A 14,860-nucleotide genomic window follows, 5' to 3' on the forward strand; every position below is an offset into this window, starting at 1 on the left:
TAGTAGTTTTAAAAACTGCTATGGTGAAAAAAACAGATCCGCTAATTATATTATTGGCAGTACTAAAATTAGTACTGCCCTTTTTATTAATAAACTCTGCCTACGAATTACAACGTGATGAGTATTTGTATTTCGAGCAAGGGCATCACCTTGCCCTGGGATATCTGGAAAACCCACCACTCATTGGCCTGCTTTCATGGATTTCATCCCTGGCAGGAGGATCCGTTTTTGCTGTTAAATTCTGGCCAGCATTATTAGGTGCGCTAACGCTGTTGCTTACTGCAGCCATTACAAAAGAATTGGGCGGCAAAAGATTTGCCCAGGTCCTGGCAGCACTCTCCCTATTACTTACAGCTTACCTGCGCATACACATATTGTATCAACCTAATTGCCTGGAGATATTTGCATGGTGCCTCAGTATGTATTTCCTCGTTCGGTACTGTAATAGCAGACAGGATAGATACCTTTACTTCCTGGCCTTTGCAATGGCTCTTGGATGGTGGGGCAAATACTCTATTCTTTTCCTCGCCATTGCTTTTATGCTGGCAGTCCTGGTAAGTAGTTACAGAAAACTTTATTTATATAAACATTTCTGGTTAGCATTTTTAATGGGTGTTATCCTTATCATGCCAAATATAACCTGGCAATGGAATCACAACTGGCCTTTAGTACATCACATGAATGAACTACGCGACACCCAATTAAAGTATATTAACAAAGCTGACTTCATAAAGGACCAGCTTTTAATGCTGTTGCCCTATTTGCCTGTTTGGATATGGGGATTGATATGGCTGTTCAGACATAAGACCTATTCCATCCTGGCTTTCATCTATATCATCTTTATTGGATTATTAATGTTTGGTAGCGGTAAGGGTTATTATACCTTAGGGGCCTACCCCATGCTTATTGCTGCAGGGAGTGTGGCTATTGAAAGATTTAGTTTCAATAAATACTGGTTCAGGTATGCTATAACTGCCTTAGTACTTATACTTGGCTTACCAGTCATTCCTTTGCTGCTGCCTGTATATTCTCCTGTTGATATGTCCCGGTTCAATAAAAGATATAACATTGAAGCTTTAGGCTTGCTAAAATGGGAAGACCAGGAAAATCATCCATTGCAACAGGATTATGCAGATATGATTGGGTGGAAAGAATTAGCCACAAAAGCCAATAATGCTTACCAGCAATTACCGGATGATGTAAGAGCTTCAACTGTGATCTACTGTCGAAATTATGGACAGGCTGGAGCTTTAAAATTTTATGGCCCTGTTGGTTTTAGAGAAAACGTGATCAGTGACAATGGTACTTTTTTACTATGGATTCCTAAAACCCTTAATTTTCAAAACCTTCTATTTGTTGGAAGCCATATGCCATATAAGGATGATGAAGTCTTTCAACATTTCAAAACCGTAAGAGTCATGGATTCAATTACTAATCCTTTATCCAGGCAATATGGAGATAAGATCATTTTATTTGAGCAGGCAGATTCACAAGCTTTCAATTTAGCCAATATAGGGCTTGAAGAAATGAAAAAGCAATTCCAGAGGAATTAGCCTTGCTTTTCAATTTGTGATAATAATGTAGCCATCATCCCCTGTCCTTCCTTTTCTATCATCAGGGTATCATCTGCTGAGAGTTTTACAAGTCCCGATGTATTCGACCGGACTTGTTCAGGTGTTCGGATACCCGGAATTACAGTAGATACCTCGTTGTAGCTTATGATATAACTCATAGCCAGTTGCGTCTTTGATACCTGGTATTTCTGGCATAGTTTCCAGATTTTTTGCAAGGCTTCATTACTGCTATCAATAATTTCTGGGGTAAGCCGGTTATGGCGGTGGTCAGTAATGTCGAAATGACTATCTGCAGTAAACTTCCCTGTCAGCAATCCAAACTGCAAAGGCATGCGAGCAATAATACCATATCCTTTCGCTGCAGCTTTTTTCATCAAAGGCAAGCCCCGCTGATTGATCAAATTCAACACTAACTGAAAGCCACTTCCTAAATTATTATCCAAAAAAAAATCAGCCTCAGGAAAAGGATCGAAAGTATTGAGGGAAATACCCCAGTAGCGGATCTTCCCTTCCTGCTGTAGCAATTGCATGGCTTCAATACATTCACCATCCTCTAAATGTTTCACCCTTGCAGTATGCAGTTGGTAATAATCAATTACCTCTCTATTCAATCTTCTGAGGCTTCTTTCACAGGCTGATAGAATATGTTCTTTTGTATAATCAACAGTAAATTGGTTGTTTCTTGAAACATTACCCACCTTGGTCGCAATAATTACCTCACTACCAGTAAGAGAAGCTCCCAACAATTCCTCCGAATGTCCCAATCCGTAAATATCAGCGGTATCAAAAAAATTAATGCCGGCATCCAATGCTGCCTTGATAGCTTTCTTTGAAATTGTATCATCAGCCGGCCCCCAACCAATAGCAGTATTCCCGATAGTGGCGTCTCCACCAATGGCCCAGGATCCGAATCCTACTTCACTAACCTGCAAATCTGTTGCTCCAAACTTTCTGTATTGCATGTTCTCTTGTTGAAGTTTAGTAAAGTAAGTTATTTTTGAATTCAGGTTATGGATAAAAAAATCAACAGGCCAATTAGGGTTTTGGTTGCCAAAGTGGGCCTTGATGGTCATGACAGGGGCGCCAAAGTAATTGCCACAGCATTAAGGGATGCAGGAATGGAAGTGATCTATACAGGTCTCCGGCAAACACCGGAAATGGTGGTCAATGCTGCGCTGCAGGAAGATGTAGACGCCATAGGCATTAGCATTTTGTCCGGAGCACATATGACTGTGTTCCCAAAAGTGGCACACCTGATGAAAGAAAAAGGTATGGATGATGTTTTACTTACCGGGGGAGGCATCATTCCTGAAGAGGACATGAAACAACTCCAGCAACAGGGTGTAGGCAATTTATTTGCGCCTGGCACTCCAACCAGTGAAATCGCTTCCTATATTGATAACTGGGTTCAACAGCATCGTTCATTTTAAAAAGCCATTATGTATACAACCTTACTGACCGCTCTGGAGAATGGAATATTCACGGTAACTATTAACCGCCCTGATAAACTAAATGCATTAAATAAGGATGTGTTCACAGACCTGGATGTAATGCTTAAAGAAGTGGAGCAGAATGCAGATATAAGGGGTATAATTATTACAGGTGCAGGACAAAAGGCATTTGTCGCAGGAGCGGATATCAGTGAGTTTTTAGGCTTGCATGGAAGCCAGGGCATGGACCTGGCAAGAAGAGGCCAGGAGATCTTTTCCAGGATAGAAGGCTGCACAAAGCCAGTTATTGCTGCGGTCAATGGGTTTGCTTTAGGCGGAGGTTGCGAACTGGCTATGGCATGCCATATGAGGATCGCAAGTGAAAATGCAAAATTTGGTCAACCCGAGGTGAACCTTGGGTTAATTCCCGGGTACGGTGGCACACAACGCCTGGTTCAGTTGATAGGGAAAGGAAGAGCATTAGAATTGCTGATGACGGCGGGAATGATCGATGCCCCCACCGCTTTACAATTTGGTCTGGTCAACCATGTTGTATCGCAGGACCAACTATTGGCAAAAGCTATAGAAATACTCACTGTGATAACTTCTAAAGCCCCACTGGCTATCAGCAGGTGCATTACTGCAGCAAATGCAGTCTATGGGCAGGTAAATGGCTATGAAGTGGAATTAGAATCTTTTGGGCAATGCTTCGATACAGAGGATATGAAGGAAGGTACTTCCGCATTTTTGGAGAAACGCAAAGCCAACTTCAAAGGAAAATAATTACTTGTCATTTTGAGGGAACACACGGATGGTTTTCATAAACCGGCCGAGGTAATACTTATTTAATGGGGTAATGGTTACTCCATTGGCCTTCCCAGAACTTGAGTGTATAAAGCGTAAACTGTCGGCATTAGAAATAACAATACCCATATGTCCAACGAATCTTTCAGTTGGATCAGTTCCGGTAAATAAAATTATATCTCCTCTTTTAGCATTTGCAACCAGTATCTCTTTTCCCACTCCTGTAAAGTCTATAGAAGAACGTGGTACGGCAATACCAAAATGATTGAATACATAAGTGATGAAACCAGAACAGTCAAACCCTTTGTTAGGATTGGTAGAGCCATATAAATAAGGAATGCCGATGAGGGTTTGTGCAAAATTTACAACCGCATTGGGGTCTACATTCTTAGTGTCAATATTTTTTGAGGGGATGAGGGCAACAGTATCATTGTTTTTAGTCTGGTCCTTCCTGAAACTATCTACAGTAAGGTTATCCTTCAGCAAGCTATCGGGCAATCTTGCGGCACTGTCCCTTTTTGCCTGCATTGAATCTGTGGAAATTGTTTCCACCAGTCCTTCATCGCTGGTCTTAGGTTCCCATTTGCAGGCAATGAACCCTGCTGATACAATTAATATCATTACAATCGATCTCACATAGTATATCAATCAAAAACAAAACCAACCTCGCTTTTTAAGGCGGTGTATCTTTGCCCCGCAAAATTTAAGCTTATGGACTATCGTATTGAAAAAGACACAATGGGCGAGGTGCATGTACCCGTAAATGCCTTATATGGCGCACAAACCCAGCGCAGCATTGAAAACTTTAAGATCGCGCAGGACATCAACAAAATGCCTAAAGAGATCATCCGCGCCTTTGCCTACCTGAAAAAAGCGGCTGCTTTAACCAATTTCGAGGCTGGCGTATTACCAAAAGAGAAGCTTGACCTTATTTCGAAAGTGTGCGATGAGATATTGGAAGGAAAACTAGATGAGGCTTTTCCACTTGTCGTGTGGCAAACAGGTAGTGGCACCCAAAGCAATATGAATGTGAACGAGGTGATAGCTTACCGGGCTCATGTGCTGAATGGAGGACAGCTTTCAGATAAAGACAAGGTATTACACCCTAATGATGATGTAAATAAATCTCAATCTTCCAATGATACTTTCCCAACAGCCATGCACATTGCAGCATACAAGATGTTGGTTGAAACAACTATTCCAGGCCTGGAAAAACTAAGAAACACACTTGCCCAGAAAAGCAGGGATTTCATGAATGTAGTGAAAATAGGCCGCACCCATTTTATGGATGCCACACCTCTTACCCTGGGGCAGGAATTCAGTGGGTATGTATCCCAGTTAGACCATGGCATTAAAGCCATAAAAAATACACTGGAGCATTTATCAGAGTTGGCGTTGGGTGGAACAGCAGTGGGAACAGGTATCAATACGCCTCCGGGTTATTCTGATAACGTGGCAAAACATATTGCACAATTGACCGGCATCCCTTTCATCACAGCAAAAAATAAATTTGAATCACTGGCAGCCCATGATTCCATCGTTGAATCTCATGGTGCTTTAAAGACAGTTGCCGTGAGCCTTATGAAAATTGCAAATGACATACGCATGCTTTCTTCCGGTCCACGTAGTGGAATTGGTGAGATCTTCATACCGGATAATGAACCTGGTTCTTCCATTATGCCGGGAAAAGTAAATCCTACACAATGTGAAGCAATGACCATGATTTCGGCACAGGTAATGGGAAATGATGTCAGTATCAATATCGGGGGATCAATGGGGCATTTTGAATTAAATGTTTTCAAGCCGATGATGATCTACAATTTCCTTCATAGTGCCCGCCTCATTGGAGAAGGATGCGTGAGCTTTAATGATAAATGTGCTATAGGTATTGAGCCTATTGAGGCCAATATCAAAAAGCACGTCGACAATTCATTGATGCTGGTTACTTCATTGAATACAAAGATTGGTTATTACAAAGCAGCTGAAATTGCGCAAAAAGCCCACAAGGAAGGAACAACTTTAAAAGAAATGGCTGTTAAACTGGGATATGTTACACCTGAGCAGTTTGACGAGTGGGTAATACCTGCTAAAATGGTTGGCGAACTACCTAAAGATTAATCACATATAAATTAAATAGCAAAAGGCCATTCTAAAAGATGGCCTTTTGCTATTTAATTAGCGTGTTTACCCTATTGCAATTAAAAAACAGAAGTTATATTTTAACACCGACTTAGTAACCTAAATCCATTATCCTAAATCCAACCAGTATGAAACACTCAGCCAACGAATTACTTTATTTTAGTGGATACCCATTAAAACTGGCTAAAGAAGAACTTATTGATGAAAAGACTACAAAACCAATTCTTGTAGTTATTAAACAACCCGTTTTAATCCCGGAAACCATTAAGGAAATAACTGACAACCCGTTAAACTGGGATCTCAACTGGTTTAACAATTACGAGTAAACCCGGGCTACATCACCTGTGCCTGGTCACTGATTTCTGTATTGGTAGTGACAGTGTGCGTTTCTTCCGTATGATGTTTTTTCAATAGCCTTTTCTGGAAAAGCAAAAGTGCTATCACACCCACAGAAATAGAAGCATCAGCTATATTGAAAATGGGACTGAAGAACTCAAATTCATTGCCTCCGATAAATGGCATCCAATTGGGAAAGGTAGAATGCACCATGGGAAAGTAAAGCATATCAACTACTTTTCCATGTAGAAAGCTTCCGTAGCCATGAGGAGGAAAAATAGTGGCTATGTGAGAATAGGTGCTTTCCTCAAAAATAAGCCCATAAAACAGGCTATCTATCAGGTTTCCCAATGCACCGGCATAAATCAGGGAAGCGCATACAATAAATCCCCTGGAATAATTTTGCTTAACAATCCTTCCTAAATACCAGGAACCGAATATTACAGCAGCAAGCCTGAATAAGGTCAATAGCATCTTACCCCATTCACCACCCAATTTCCATCCCCACGCCATTCCCTCATTTTCAATAAAATATAATTTAGCCCAGGGTAAACCAAGGATATTGGTAACTGGACCTAAAGGATAATTGGTCTTGATCCAGATCTTTAACACCTGGTCAATAATGATCACTGCAGCGATTATAAGTATAGAAGAGCGGAGCTTCACAATTGTTTTTTTAAAGGCAACAAAGATAAGGGGCCACTTTCAAACCCCGCCTTATAGCAGCGTTAAGCGGATGACAAATAAAGAGTTTAATGAATCTTTATAAAATCAGGTCTTACAATCCAGCGCTTAGGGCTTAAAATGAATGGTCCCCAGGCAAATATTTATTGTTGTTTGCCTCATTCATGAAAATAGATACGCTTTACCCTTTGAGACACACCCGTCATGATTTCATAGGGTATGGTATTGATCCAGGAAGCAACTTTTTCCACATCCAGGGCAGGACCGAAAATGATCACCTCATCGCCTTCCTTCACACCAGGGATGTCAGTCACATCAACCATCGTCATGTCCATGCATATGGTTCCTATTACGGGTGCCATTCGTCCTTTTATATGCATATTTCCCTTTCCATTGCCAAATTGCCTGGAATAGCCATCAGCATAACCCACTCTTATGGTTGCTATTAAAGAATCACGGTGAACTACTCCGCGCCTGTTATAGCTTATGGATTCACCTCTTTTCACATGTTTTAATTGGGCAATAGTTGATCTTAAAGTGGCAACTGCATGAAGGTCCAAAATATCCTTATGGTCTATTTCAATTCCATATAACCCTATCCCAAGCCGCACCATATCCATTTGAAGAGCCGGATGCCTTACAATAGCAGCAGAATTGGATATATGCCTGAGAAAAGGATAAGAAATATTTTCCCTTAGAATGGCACAAGCCTCATGAAAACGTTGCGCCTGCAACAAGGTAAAATCATCCTGTGCTTCCTCTTCACTGGCAGCTAAATGGCTAAAGACAGATTCAACATGAAAAATGTTTCCAGTAATGAGCTTCTTTCCTAATTCTCCTAATTCTGCCAGAGAAAACCCAAGGCGGTTCATCCCTGTTTCAATTTCTATATGCACAGGATATTCAGCCATAGCCTGTTGTTCAAGGTATGTCTGGAATTTCCCAAGAAGGTCAAAAGAATAAATGACAGGTTGCAGGTTATAATCTACAATAGACTGGAAGGAAGACTCCTCTGCATTCATAACCATTACTGGTGTGTTGATACCTGCTTTGATCAACTCCACTCCTTCGTCTGCATAGGCTACACCCAGGTAATCAATATTATGGTACTGCAACACACTGGCAATCTCAGCGCCCCCGCTTCCATAGGCAAAAGCTTTAACCATAGCCATTATTTTGGTCGAAGGCCGAATGATACGTTTATATTCTTTAAGGTTATGAGCAAGTGCATTCAGGTTGATCTCTAATACGGTTTGATGCATTTTCTTTTCAAAAAGCTGAACAATGCGCTCAAAACCAAACTTGCGTGCCCCTTTGATCAAAATGATTTCCTTAAAGAATAAAGAAGAGCGGAACTCCAAAAGAAAATCATCAACGGTTGCATATGAACGAATCTCAACATTCCTAACCATACCAGGTAAGAATTCACTCATCTCCCTTCCTATCGTAATTAATTTCTCAATCTTGTATTCATGTAAAAGCCGTGCAATTACTGAATATAGATCTTCACTGCTCCTCCCGGTTTCAAAGAAATCAGACAGTATAGCTGTTTTTTTTAAACCTGAACTTTGCTGTTCCATAAAATCCAGCGCTATTTTTAAAGAAACAGTATCCGCACTGTAGCTATCATTGATCACAAGGCATTCATTGATCCCGTGCATCAATTGAAGGCGCATATCCACAGAATGTAAAACAGCAAACCGACTTTTGATTTTTGCAGCTTCCATGTTCATATGCAACAAAACACTTAGGCAGCTTATAGCATTTTCTATAGATGCATCATCAGTAAATGGGATATCAATTGACATCTCATTACCCAAATACCTAAAGGTTATTGCAGAAGAAGTTTTAAGGCGTCTAATATCTGTGATCATAATATCAGCATCCGCCCGGTATCCCCAGGTAAATATCTTACCATCATCGATATTCCCTTTCAATAAGTCAAAAGGTCCAATCACAATCTCCGCTTCTTCAAATAGCTTTAATTTCTCTAAAAGCTTTTGATCTCTTGAAGCAAAACCTTCATCATGTGCTTCTCCTAAATTTGTTATTAGCCCAATAGTAGGCAGGATCATTTGTTGAAGGCGATCCATCTCCCCGGGCATTGAAATACCAGCTTCAAACAATCCTAACTCATTATTATGCTTCATCAGCCATACACTTAGTGCCACGCCAATCTGCGAGTTGAAGCTTTTGGGGCTTCTTACTATATTGAAATCTTCATGCAACAATTGGTAAAGCCATTCTTTTACAACTGTTTTGCCATTGCTGCCTGTAATGCCTATAACAGGATAACGAAATTGATGCCTGTGATGTGCTGCTATTTGCTGCAGTGCGGTAAGCACATCATCCACTTTGATAAGGTTGGATCCAGGGAATGGTGAAGTGTCAATAGTTTCTGAAACAACGAAATTTCGAACACCCTTTCTGTAGGCTGCAAACAGAAAGTTATGCCCATTATTATGTTCGGTCTTTAATGCAAAGAACAAAGAAGTAGAAGGTTGCTGCAAGCGCCTGGTGTCGAAGGCAAGGTGCTCAATATTTCCATCACCTTCCCTTAAGAGGAAGTTGCCATTGATCACTTGATTAAGTTCCTGAACAGTGTACACGGCATTTATTTTTTCTCTTCGCGGTCATTATCCATCTGGATGGAATAAACTACTGAACCAACCAAACAAACCACTATAACGATCAGTGATATATAAACAGGCACCTTGATCCCAAAAAATTCCGCAAGCATTTTCCCGCCAATAAATATCAACACAACAGCAATTCCCTGTTGCAGGTAGTCAAATTTATTGACAGCTCCCTTCAGCAGGAAGAACAATGAACGCAATCCCAACACAGCAAAAATATTGCTGGTATAGATTACGAGTTTATTTTGGGAAATAGCAAATACAGCGGGTATGCTATCCAGTGCAAATACAATATCGGTTGTAGCCAATAAAACCACTACCACGAACATATTGGTATAAAACCGCTTGCCATTTCTCTTCACTGTTATTTTGCCACTTACATCCTGGTGAATGATTGGGAAGAAACGGTTTAATAATTTATAAACAGGGTTTTTCTCCGGGTCGAAACTTTCATCATGCTTTACCATGAATATTTTAATACCCGTATAAACAAGGAAAGCCCCGAAGATGTACAATATCCAGTGAAAGTTTTCTACCAGGGCAACACCTATGGTTATGAATATTATACGGAATACAATGGCCATCATTATCCCGATCATCAATGCCCGCGCTACATGGTCTTTACGGATTCGGAAGAAGGTGAAAATGAGTATAAAAACAAAGATATTATCTATGCTCAGGCTCCACTCCATGAGGTAAGCACTGATATATTCAATGGCAACATTCGTTCCTTCATAAAACCATAAAAATCCAAAGAATGCGAACGCCAGGGTAACCCAGAAACCGGTTTGAATTAAAGCTTTTTTAATGGTGATCTCGGCAGAGGACTTACTAACTAAACCAAGGTCAATAACCACAGCGATCAATAAAACAATTCCAAAAACCAGGTAAGTTATCTGATCCGTCGTCATATTACTTTAATATCCTTTAAACCGATAAAGATAATGAAGGCAATTTTTAGCATTCTAAGAAGCAAACTTCCTTTTCCGGATAGCCTGGTACACCCAACCGAAAAATATTACCAGCAAAATGGGTAATGCAATAGTAATCATCTGCCATTTGCTTTTCTCCGCTTCTACTTTTTTACCATCCAGTAATCTTAAAACGATCTCTTTGTTCCGTGTAGCAATAATATTGCCCTTACTGGTGAGGTATTCAAGACTGTTCAGTAAAAAGTCACGGTTGGCAAACTGGTATTCATATTGAGAGCCCATGGTATAAAGATTCATTCCCATTGGCAGCGGCCCCTGCTTGGGCGAAATGTCATTTAGTACCATATCACCATCAGCAACTACGATCATCTTATTTTCAGCAGCATTGCCATCTTTAAACCCACCATAAGCAACCAGACTATCCCGTTGTGTTTTGCCAATTCGTCCCCTGTAAAAAGAAGTAAACTTCCCCTCCAACAATACAGCTGCAGGAACATCCTTCATTTTATATTGCGCATCCTCCGGGGCATTACGGTTTTCATTAGGACTTATTAATGCTGGAGTGGCCATGATGCGTGAATTCGGGGAACTCTGTAATAAAAAGGTTTTCCTTATGCCCGGGGCTTCTATGGTGTCTATAGTATTGACAAACCTTCCGGCAATAAGTCCAAGGTTCTTATTGATAATATGATTATTGTGCGATTCAAACAATGGATAATAATTCCAATGCAGGAATTCATACTGCGGATTGGATGTACTACCACCAACAGCAAATGGCATAAAATCACACTGCAGGTCCATTAACAGGTCAGGATTGATGCGTACGCCATAATTGAAAAGTAAGTCCTGGATATTTAAGTTGCGGTCGTAAGCTATTAGTTCAGATTTAAAACTCAGGCTATCCTGCTCTGCATGAAGGTTGTCAATAAACCAAAGCACCTTACCACCCCTCATAATGTATTGATCGATCTTCAGCTTTTCCACATCCGAAAAAGACTCTTGTGGCTTTACAATCAATAAAGCCTTCATGGTATCAGGTATAGATGGCTGCGTTTTCAGATCAAAAGTGAAAAGCTTGTATCCATTATTGATCACCTGTTGAAGGTCATAGGTTCGGGCATCAACAGGTTCTCCGTTACCGGTGGCATAGGCAATAAATGGCTTCTCAGGGTGTATCATTTTGTCAATGGATTTGACAAACTGGTATTCCATCATTGCTTCTGCATTATTCAGTTCGGCAGGTGATATATTTCTCTTGCTGCTTTGAAATAAATTGACAAGGGAACTTTCTCCATTATACTGCAATAGCGCATAGGGATAAACAATCTTATTCTCTTCTCCCGATTTAACCTGCACATTCAAATTTATAGGCGCAGCTCCCAGGGATTGAAGGGAATCTCCCCAGCTTTTCCCACTACCTGCATCAGTCTCAGGAGATATAAAACGGTATTGAAGTTTAGAACCACTGTTCTCTCTTAGCACACTTAAAAACTCATTGGTGGATGTACTTAGTTTTCTGAATTCAGCGGGAAATTCCCCTTTCAGAAAAACATCTACTGTTAGCGGTTGCTCCAGGCTACGTAGAAGTTCCTTTGTTGTTGGAGTTACGGTATATCGTTTATCCTCTGTCAGGTCTATACGAAAATGTGCAAAAGCCGCTATAAGGTTAATGCATACCACACTCGCTACCAACCCTATCCACCATATTATATGTCTGTTGTTTCTCATTACCGCTTTTGCAAATTTTGCCTTGTGATCAATAAAAATAAAATGACCAGGCTGATAAAGTACACAAGATCCCTGGTGTCTATCACACCCCTGCTGATACTTTGATAGTGGCTATTGATCCCTATCATGCCAATATAATATCCTGCACTTCCGTTGAATAAGGGCAGTTGACTGATGGCGTCAAATCCAAAATAAAGCAGGATGCAGGCTACGAGAGTAATGATGAAGGAGACCACCGAATTAGTAGTAAAACTGCTCACACAAATACCAATAGAAGTGAAAACAGCTGTAAGCAATAAGAGTCCCAAATAAGATCCTGCCGCAGCTCCTGAATCAATACCCGAAGTAGAAGCCAGGTGATTGATTGTAAAATAATATACCAGTGTTGGTATAAGTGCAATGACAGCTACCACCAGGCTACCGAGAAACTTTCCCGATACAATTTGCCATTGACTTAGGGGACGTGTCTGCAGGATCTCGAAGGTTCCTCCTTTAAATTCTTCTGAAAAGCTGCGCATAGTGATGGCTGCTACCAGGAAAAGAAGGATCCACGGAGCAAAAGAAAAGAAATCATCCAGGCTTGCATAGCCGCTTTCCAGGATGTTATTTTTAAAAACAAACAGCACCAGTCCATTCACCAGCAAAAAAACAATGATCGCAATGTACCCTGTCAGGCTACTAAAAAATTGTCGTAATTCCTTTTTACAAATTGGCCACATGAAATTGAAAATGTAGAATGTAAAATGCAAAATAAGCATTCTGCATTAACTCTGCCGTATATTAAAGGGTATAAAAAAAGCTCCCGAAGGAGCTTTAAATTATTTAATGCGGCATGTAACAAATACTACACAGCGAAACTTTCACCGCATCCACAGGTCCTGGTAGCATTCGGATTATTAAAATAAAATCCTTTACCATTCAGACCTTCCGAAAATTCGAGCGTGGTATTTACCAGGTATAAAAAGCTTTTCAGGTCAGTTACTACTTTCACACCTTCATTATCAAACACCTGGTCCATAGGTTTTGGTACATTATCAAAGTCCAGCTTATAACTAAGCCCTGAACATCCACCACCCACAACACTTACCCGGATGAAATATGAAGGGTCTTTATCATAGCCCGATTCTTTCATGATCTGGGCTATCCTCTCTTTTGCCTTTTCACTTATAAATATTGCATTATCTGCGTTTACCATAATTTCTATTCAAAATGTAAAATTATAAATGCCTGGACAATATAAGTTCCTTTCACGGCATTTTTAACGTAACGGTATAAGTTAAGCCTATTACCTTAAATATCCCGGGTACCAGTTATGGCCTGGTTTTCTCTTACTGAATTATCCCATAATGGGCTCATTTGCCGGAGGCTTTGAACTGTACTGGTTACTTTGGCAATGGTGTAGGCTATTTCGTCTTCTGTTGTACTCCTTCCCAAGCCAAATCTTAGGGAACTATGCGCCAGTTCATCACTTAACCCCAGGGCTTTCAAAACATAAGAAGGTTCTATAGAAGCCGAAGTACAGGCAGAGCCTGAGGAGACGGCTATTTCTTTATTGATCCCTATTAAAAGGGCCTCACCTTCAACATGTTGAAATGAAATATTCGTCATATGAGGCAACCTGTTTTCTTTATTACCATTAACAAAGGTCTGGTCAAGTTGGAGTAAGGCATTTTCCAATTGATCTCTCAATTTCCTCAGGCGGTCATTTTCCTCCCGCATACTTGTCAATGCTAATTCAGCAGCTTTTCCCAGCCCAACAATGCCCGGCACATTCAGTGTTCCGCTGCGCATTCCCCTCTCATGCCCACCACCATCCATTTGTGCGGTCAGCCTTACCCTGGGATCTCTCCGGCGCACATATAAAGCTCCTACCCCTTTCGGACCATATATCTTGTGACCTGTCAGGGCCAGCAAGTCTATGCCATCCTTATTGACATCAACAGGTATTTTTCCTACTGCCTGCGTTGCATCTGTAAAAAATAATACCCCATACTTTCTCGCCACTTCACTGATAGCTTGTACTGGCATTATCGTACCAATCTCATTATTGGCATACATAATGGAAATTAAAACTGTACCTGGCCTTATGGCTGCCTCCAGGTCGTTTACATTTATGGATCCATCAGGCTGTACCGGCAAATAAGTGACCTCTGCCCCTTGCTTTTCCAGGTGTTTGCAGCTATCTAAAACTGCTTTATGCTCAATGGTGCAGGTGATAATATGGTTTCCTTTTGAAGCATATAATTCACTGACTCCTTTGATGGCAAGGTTATCAGCCTCAGTGGCTCCAGAAGTAAAAACAATCTCTTTAGGTTCTGCACCTATCAATTTAGCCACCTGTTCCCGGGCATACTCCACTGCTTCTTCGGCCCTCCAGCCAAAAGAATGGTGGCGGCTTGCGGCATTACCAAAATGCGTTGAGAAATAGGGTAACATGGCTTCTACCACCCTTGGATCGCAGGGCGTAGTAGCATTATGATCAAGATAAATGGGCAATTGCAGCATAATTCCTTTTCCGTTTACAAATTTACCGTATCTGACGTTTATTAAAGTTGAAGAAGGTTCAACCATGTTTTTAATGTCAATACTTCATTCCT

The 14,860-nt window shown here is 40.8% G+C and carries 14 protein-coding genes; 5 read left to right on the forward strand and 9 right to left on the reverse strand.

The features are described 5' to 3' along the window. The first annotated feature begins 20 nt into the window (after window positions 1-20). The gene (locus BP74_RS06075) at window positions 21-1,553 is read left to right on the forward strand and encodes a glycosyltransferase family 39 protein (protein WP_496372098.1); all 1,533 of its coding nucleotides are present in this window, start codon (window positions 21-23) and stop codon (window positions 1,551-1,553) included. Here the strand turns inward: BP74_RS06075 and BP74_RS06080 are convergent. Then, window positions 1,550-2,536 (reverse strand): aldo/keto reductase, encoded by a 987-nt coding sequence (locus BP74_RS06080; RefSeq protein WP_496372099.1) that lies wholly within the window; start codon window positions 2,534-2,536, stop codon window positions 1,550-1,552. The two genes, BP74_RS06075 and BP74_RS06080, sit on opposite strands and share 4 nt — an antisense overlap. A 48-nt stretch (window positions 2,537-2,584) precedes the next feature. On the opposite strand from BP74_RS06080, the gene BP74_RS06085 reads away from it, so the two are divergent. Continuing rightward, window positions 2,585-3,004 (forward strand): cobalamin B12-binding domain-containing protein, encoded by a 420-nt coding sequence (locus BP74_RS06085; protein WP_496372100.1) that lies wholly within the window; start codon window positions 2,585-2,587, stop codon window positions 3,002-3,004. Window positions 3,005-3,013: 9 nt separating this feature from the next. Further along, a complete protein-coding gene (locus BP74_RS06090) occupies window positions 3,014-3,787 on the forward strand; it encodes an enoyl-CoA hydratase/isomerase family protein (RefSeq protein ID WP_496372101.1) in 774 nt (257 codons plus the stop codon). Here BP74_RS06090 and BP74_RS06095 read toward each other — a convergent pair whose 3' ends face one another. After that, window positions 3,788-4,444 carry a C40 family peptidase gene (locus tag BP74_RS06095; protein ID WP_496372103.1) on the reverse strand — a complete coding sequence of 219 codons (657 nt, stop codon included), beginning with the start codon at window positions 4,442-4,444 and terminating at the stop codon, window positions 3,788-3,790. It lies immediately after the preceding gene. A gap of 75 nt (window positions 4,445-4,519) precedes the next feature. On the opposite strand from BP74_RS06095, the gene fumC reads away from it, so the two are divergent. Together fumC and BP74_RS06105 are read left to right on the forward strand one after the other, a co-directional pair. Then, a complete protein-coding gene (gene fumC / locus BP74_RS06100; protein WP_496372105.1) occupies window positions 4,520-5,926 on the forward strand; it encodes a class II fumarate hydratase in 1,407 nt (468 codons plus the stop codon). A 149-nt stretch (window positions 5,927-6,075) separates the two neighbouring features. Then, entirely contained in the window at window positions 6,076-6,273 is a 198-nt protein-coding gene (locus BP74_RS06105) for a hypothetical protein (RefSeq protein ID WP_496372107.1), read from the forward strand. A 7-nt stretch (window positions 6,274-6,280) separates the two neighbouring features. Here the strand turns inward: BP74_RS06105 and BP74_RS06110 are convergent, their stop codons facing one another. The 7 genes from BP74_RS06110 to BP74_RS06140 form a co-directional block, all read right to left on the reverse strand. Next, window positions 6,281-6,949: a lipoprotein signal peptidase gene (locus BP74_RS06110; protein ID WP_496372109.1), complete on the reverse strand. Its 669-nt coding sequence runs from the start codon at window positions 6,947-6,949 to the stop codon at window positions 6,281-6,283. A 176-nt stretch (window positions 6,950-7,125) separates the two neighbouring features. Continuing rightward, window positions 7,126-9,576, reverse strand: coding sequence for a bifunctional UDP-N-acetylmuramoyl-tripeptide:D-alanyl-D-alanine ligase/alanine racemase (locus tag BP74_RS06115; RefSeq protein WP_496372111.1), 2,451 nt, complete (start codon window positions 9,574-9,576; stop codon window positions 7,126-7,128). Between the two features lie 5 nt (window positions 9,577-9,581). Further along, window positions 9,582-10,514 (reverse strand): TerC/Alx family metal homeostasis membrane protein, encoded by a 933-nt coding sequence (locus BP74_RS06120; protein ID WP_496372113.1) that lies wholly within the window; start codon window positions 10,512-10,514, stop codon window positions 9,582-9,584. A 54-nt stretch (window positions 10,515-10,568) separates the two neighbouring features. After that, complete coding sequence (gldG, locus tag BP74_RS06125) at window positions 10,569-12,263, reverse strand: gliding motility-associated ABC transporter substrate-binding protein GldG (RefSeq protein WP_496372115.1); 1,695 nt, start codon at window positions 12,261-12,263, stop codon at window positions 10,569-10,571. Then, the gene (gene gldF, locus BP74_RS06130; protein WP_496372117.1) at window positions 12,263-12,982 is read right to left on the reverse strand and encodes a gliding motility-associated ABC transporter permease subunit GldF; all 720 of its coding nucleotides are present in this window, start codon (window positions 12,980-12,982) and stop codon (window positions 12,263-12,265) included. Before gldF ends, gldG begins: the two co-directional genes overlap by 1 nt. A gap of 125 nt (window positions 12,983-13,107) precedes the next feature. Continuing rightward, complete coding sequence (locus BP74_RS06135) at window positions 13,108-13,458, reverse strand: HesB/IscA family protein (protein WP_496372119.1); 351 nt, start codon at window positions 13,456-13,458, stop codon at window positions 13,108-13,110. A gap of 95 nt (window positions 13,459-13,553) precedes the next feature. Next, a complete protein-coding gene (locus BP74_RS06140) occupies window positions 13,554-14,768 on the reverse strand; it encodes an IscS subfamily cysteine desulfurase (RefSeq protein WP_496372121.1) in 1,215 nt (404 codons plus the stop codon). Window positions 14,769-14,860 lie beyond the last annotated feature (92 nt).

This window comes from Flavisolibacter ginsengiterrae DSM 18136, from assembly GCF_059568575.1.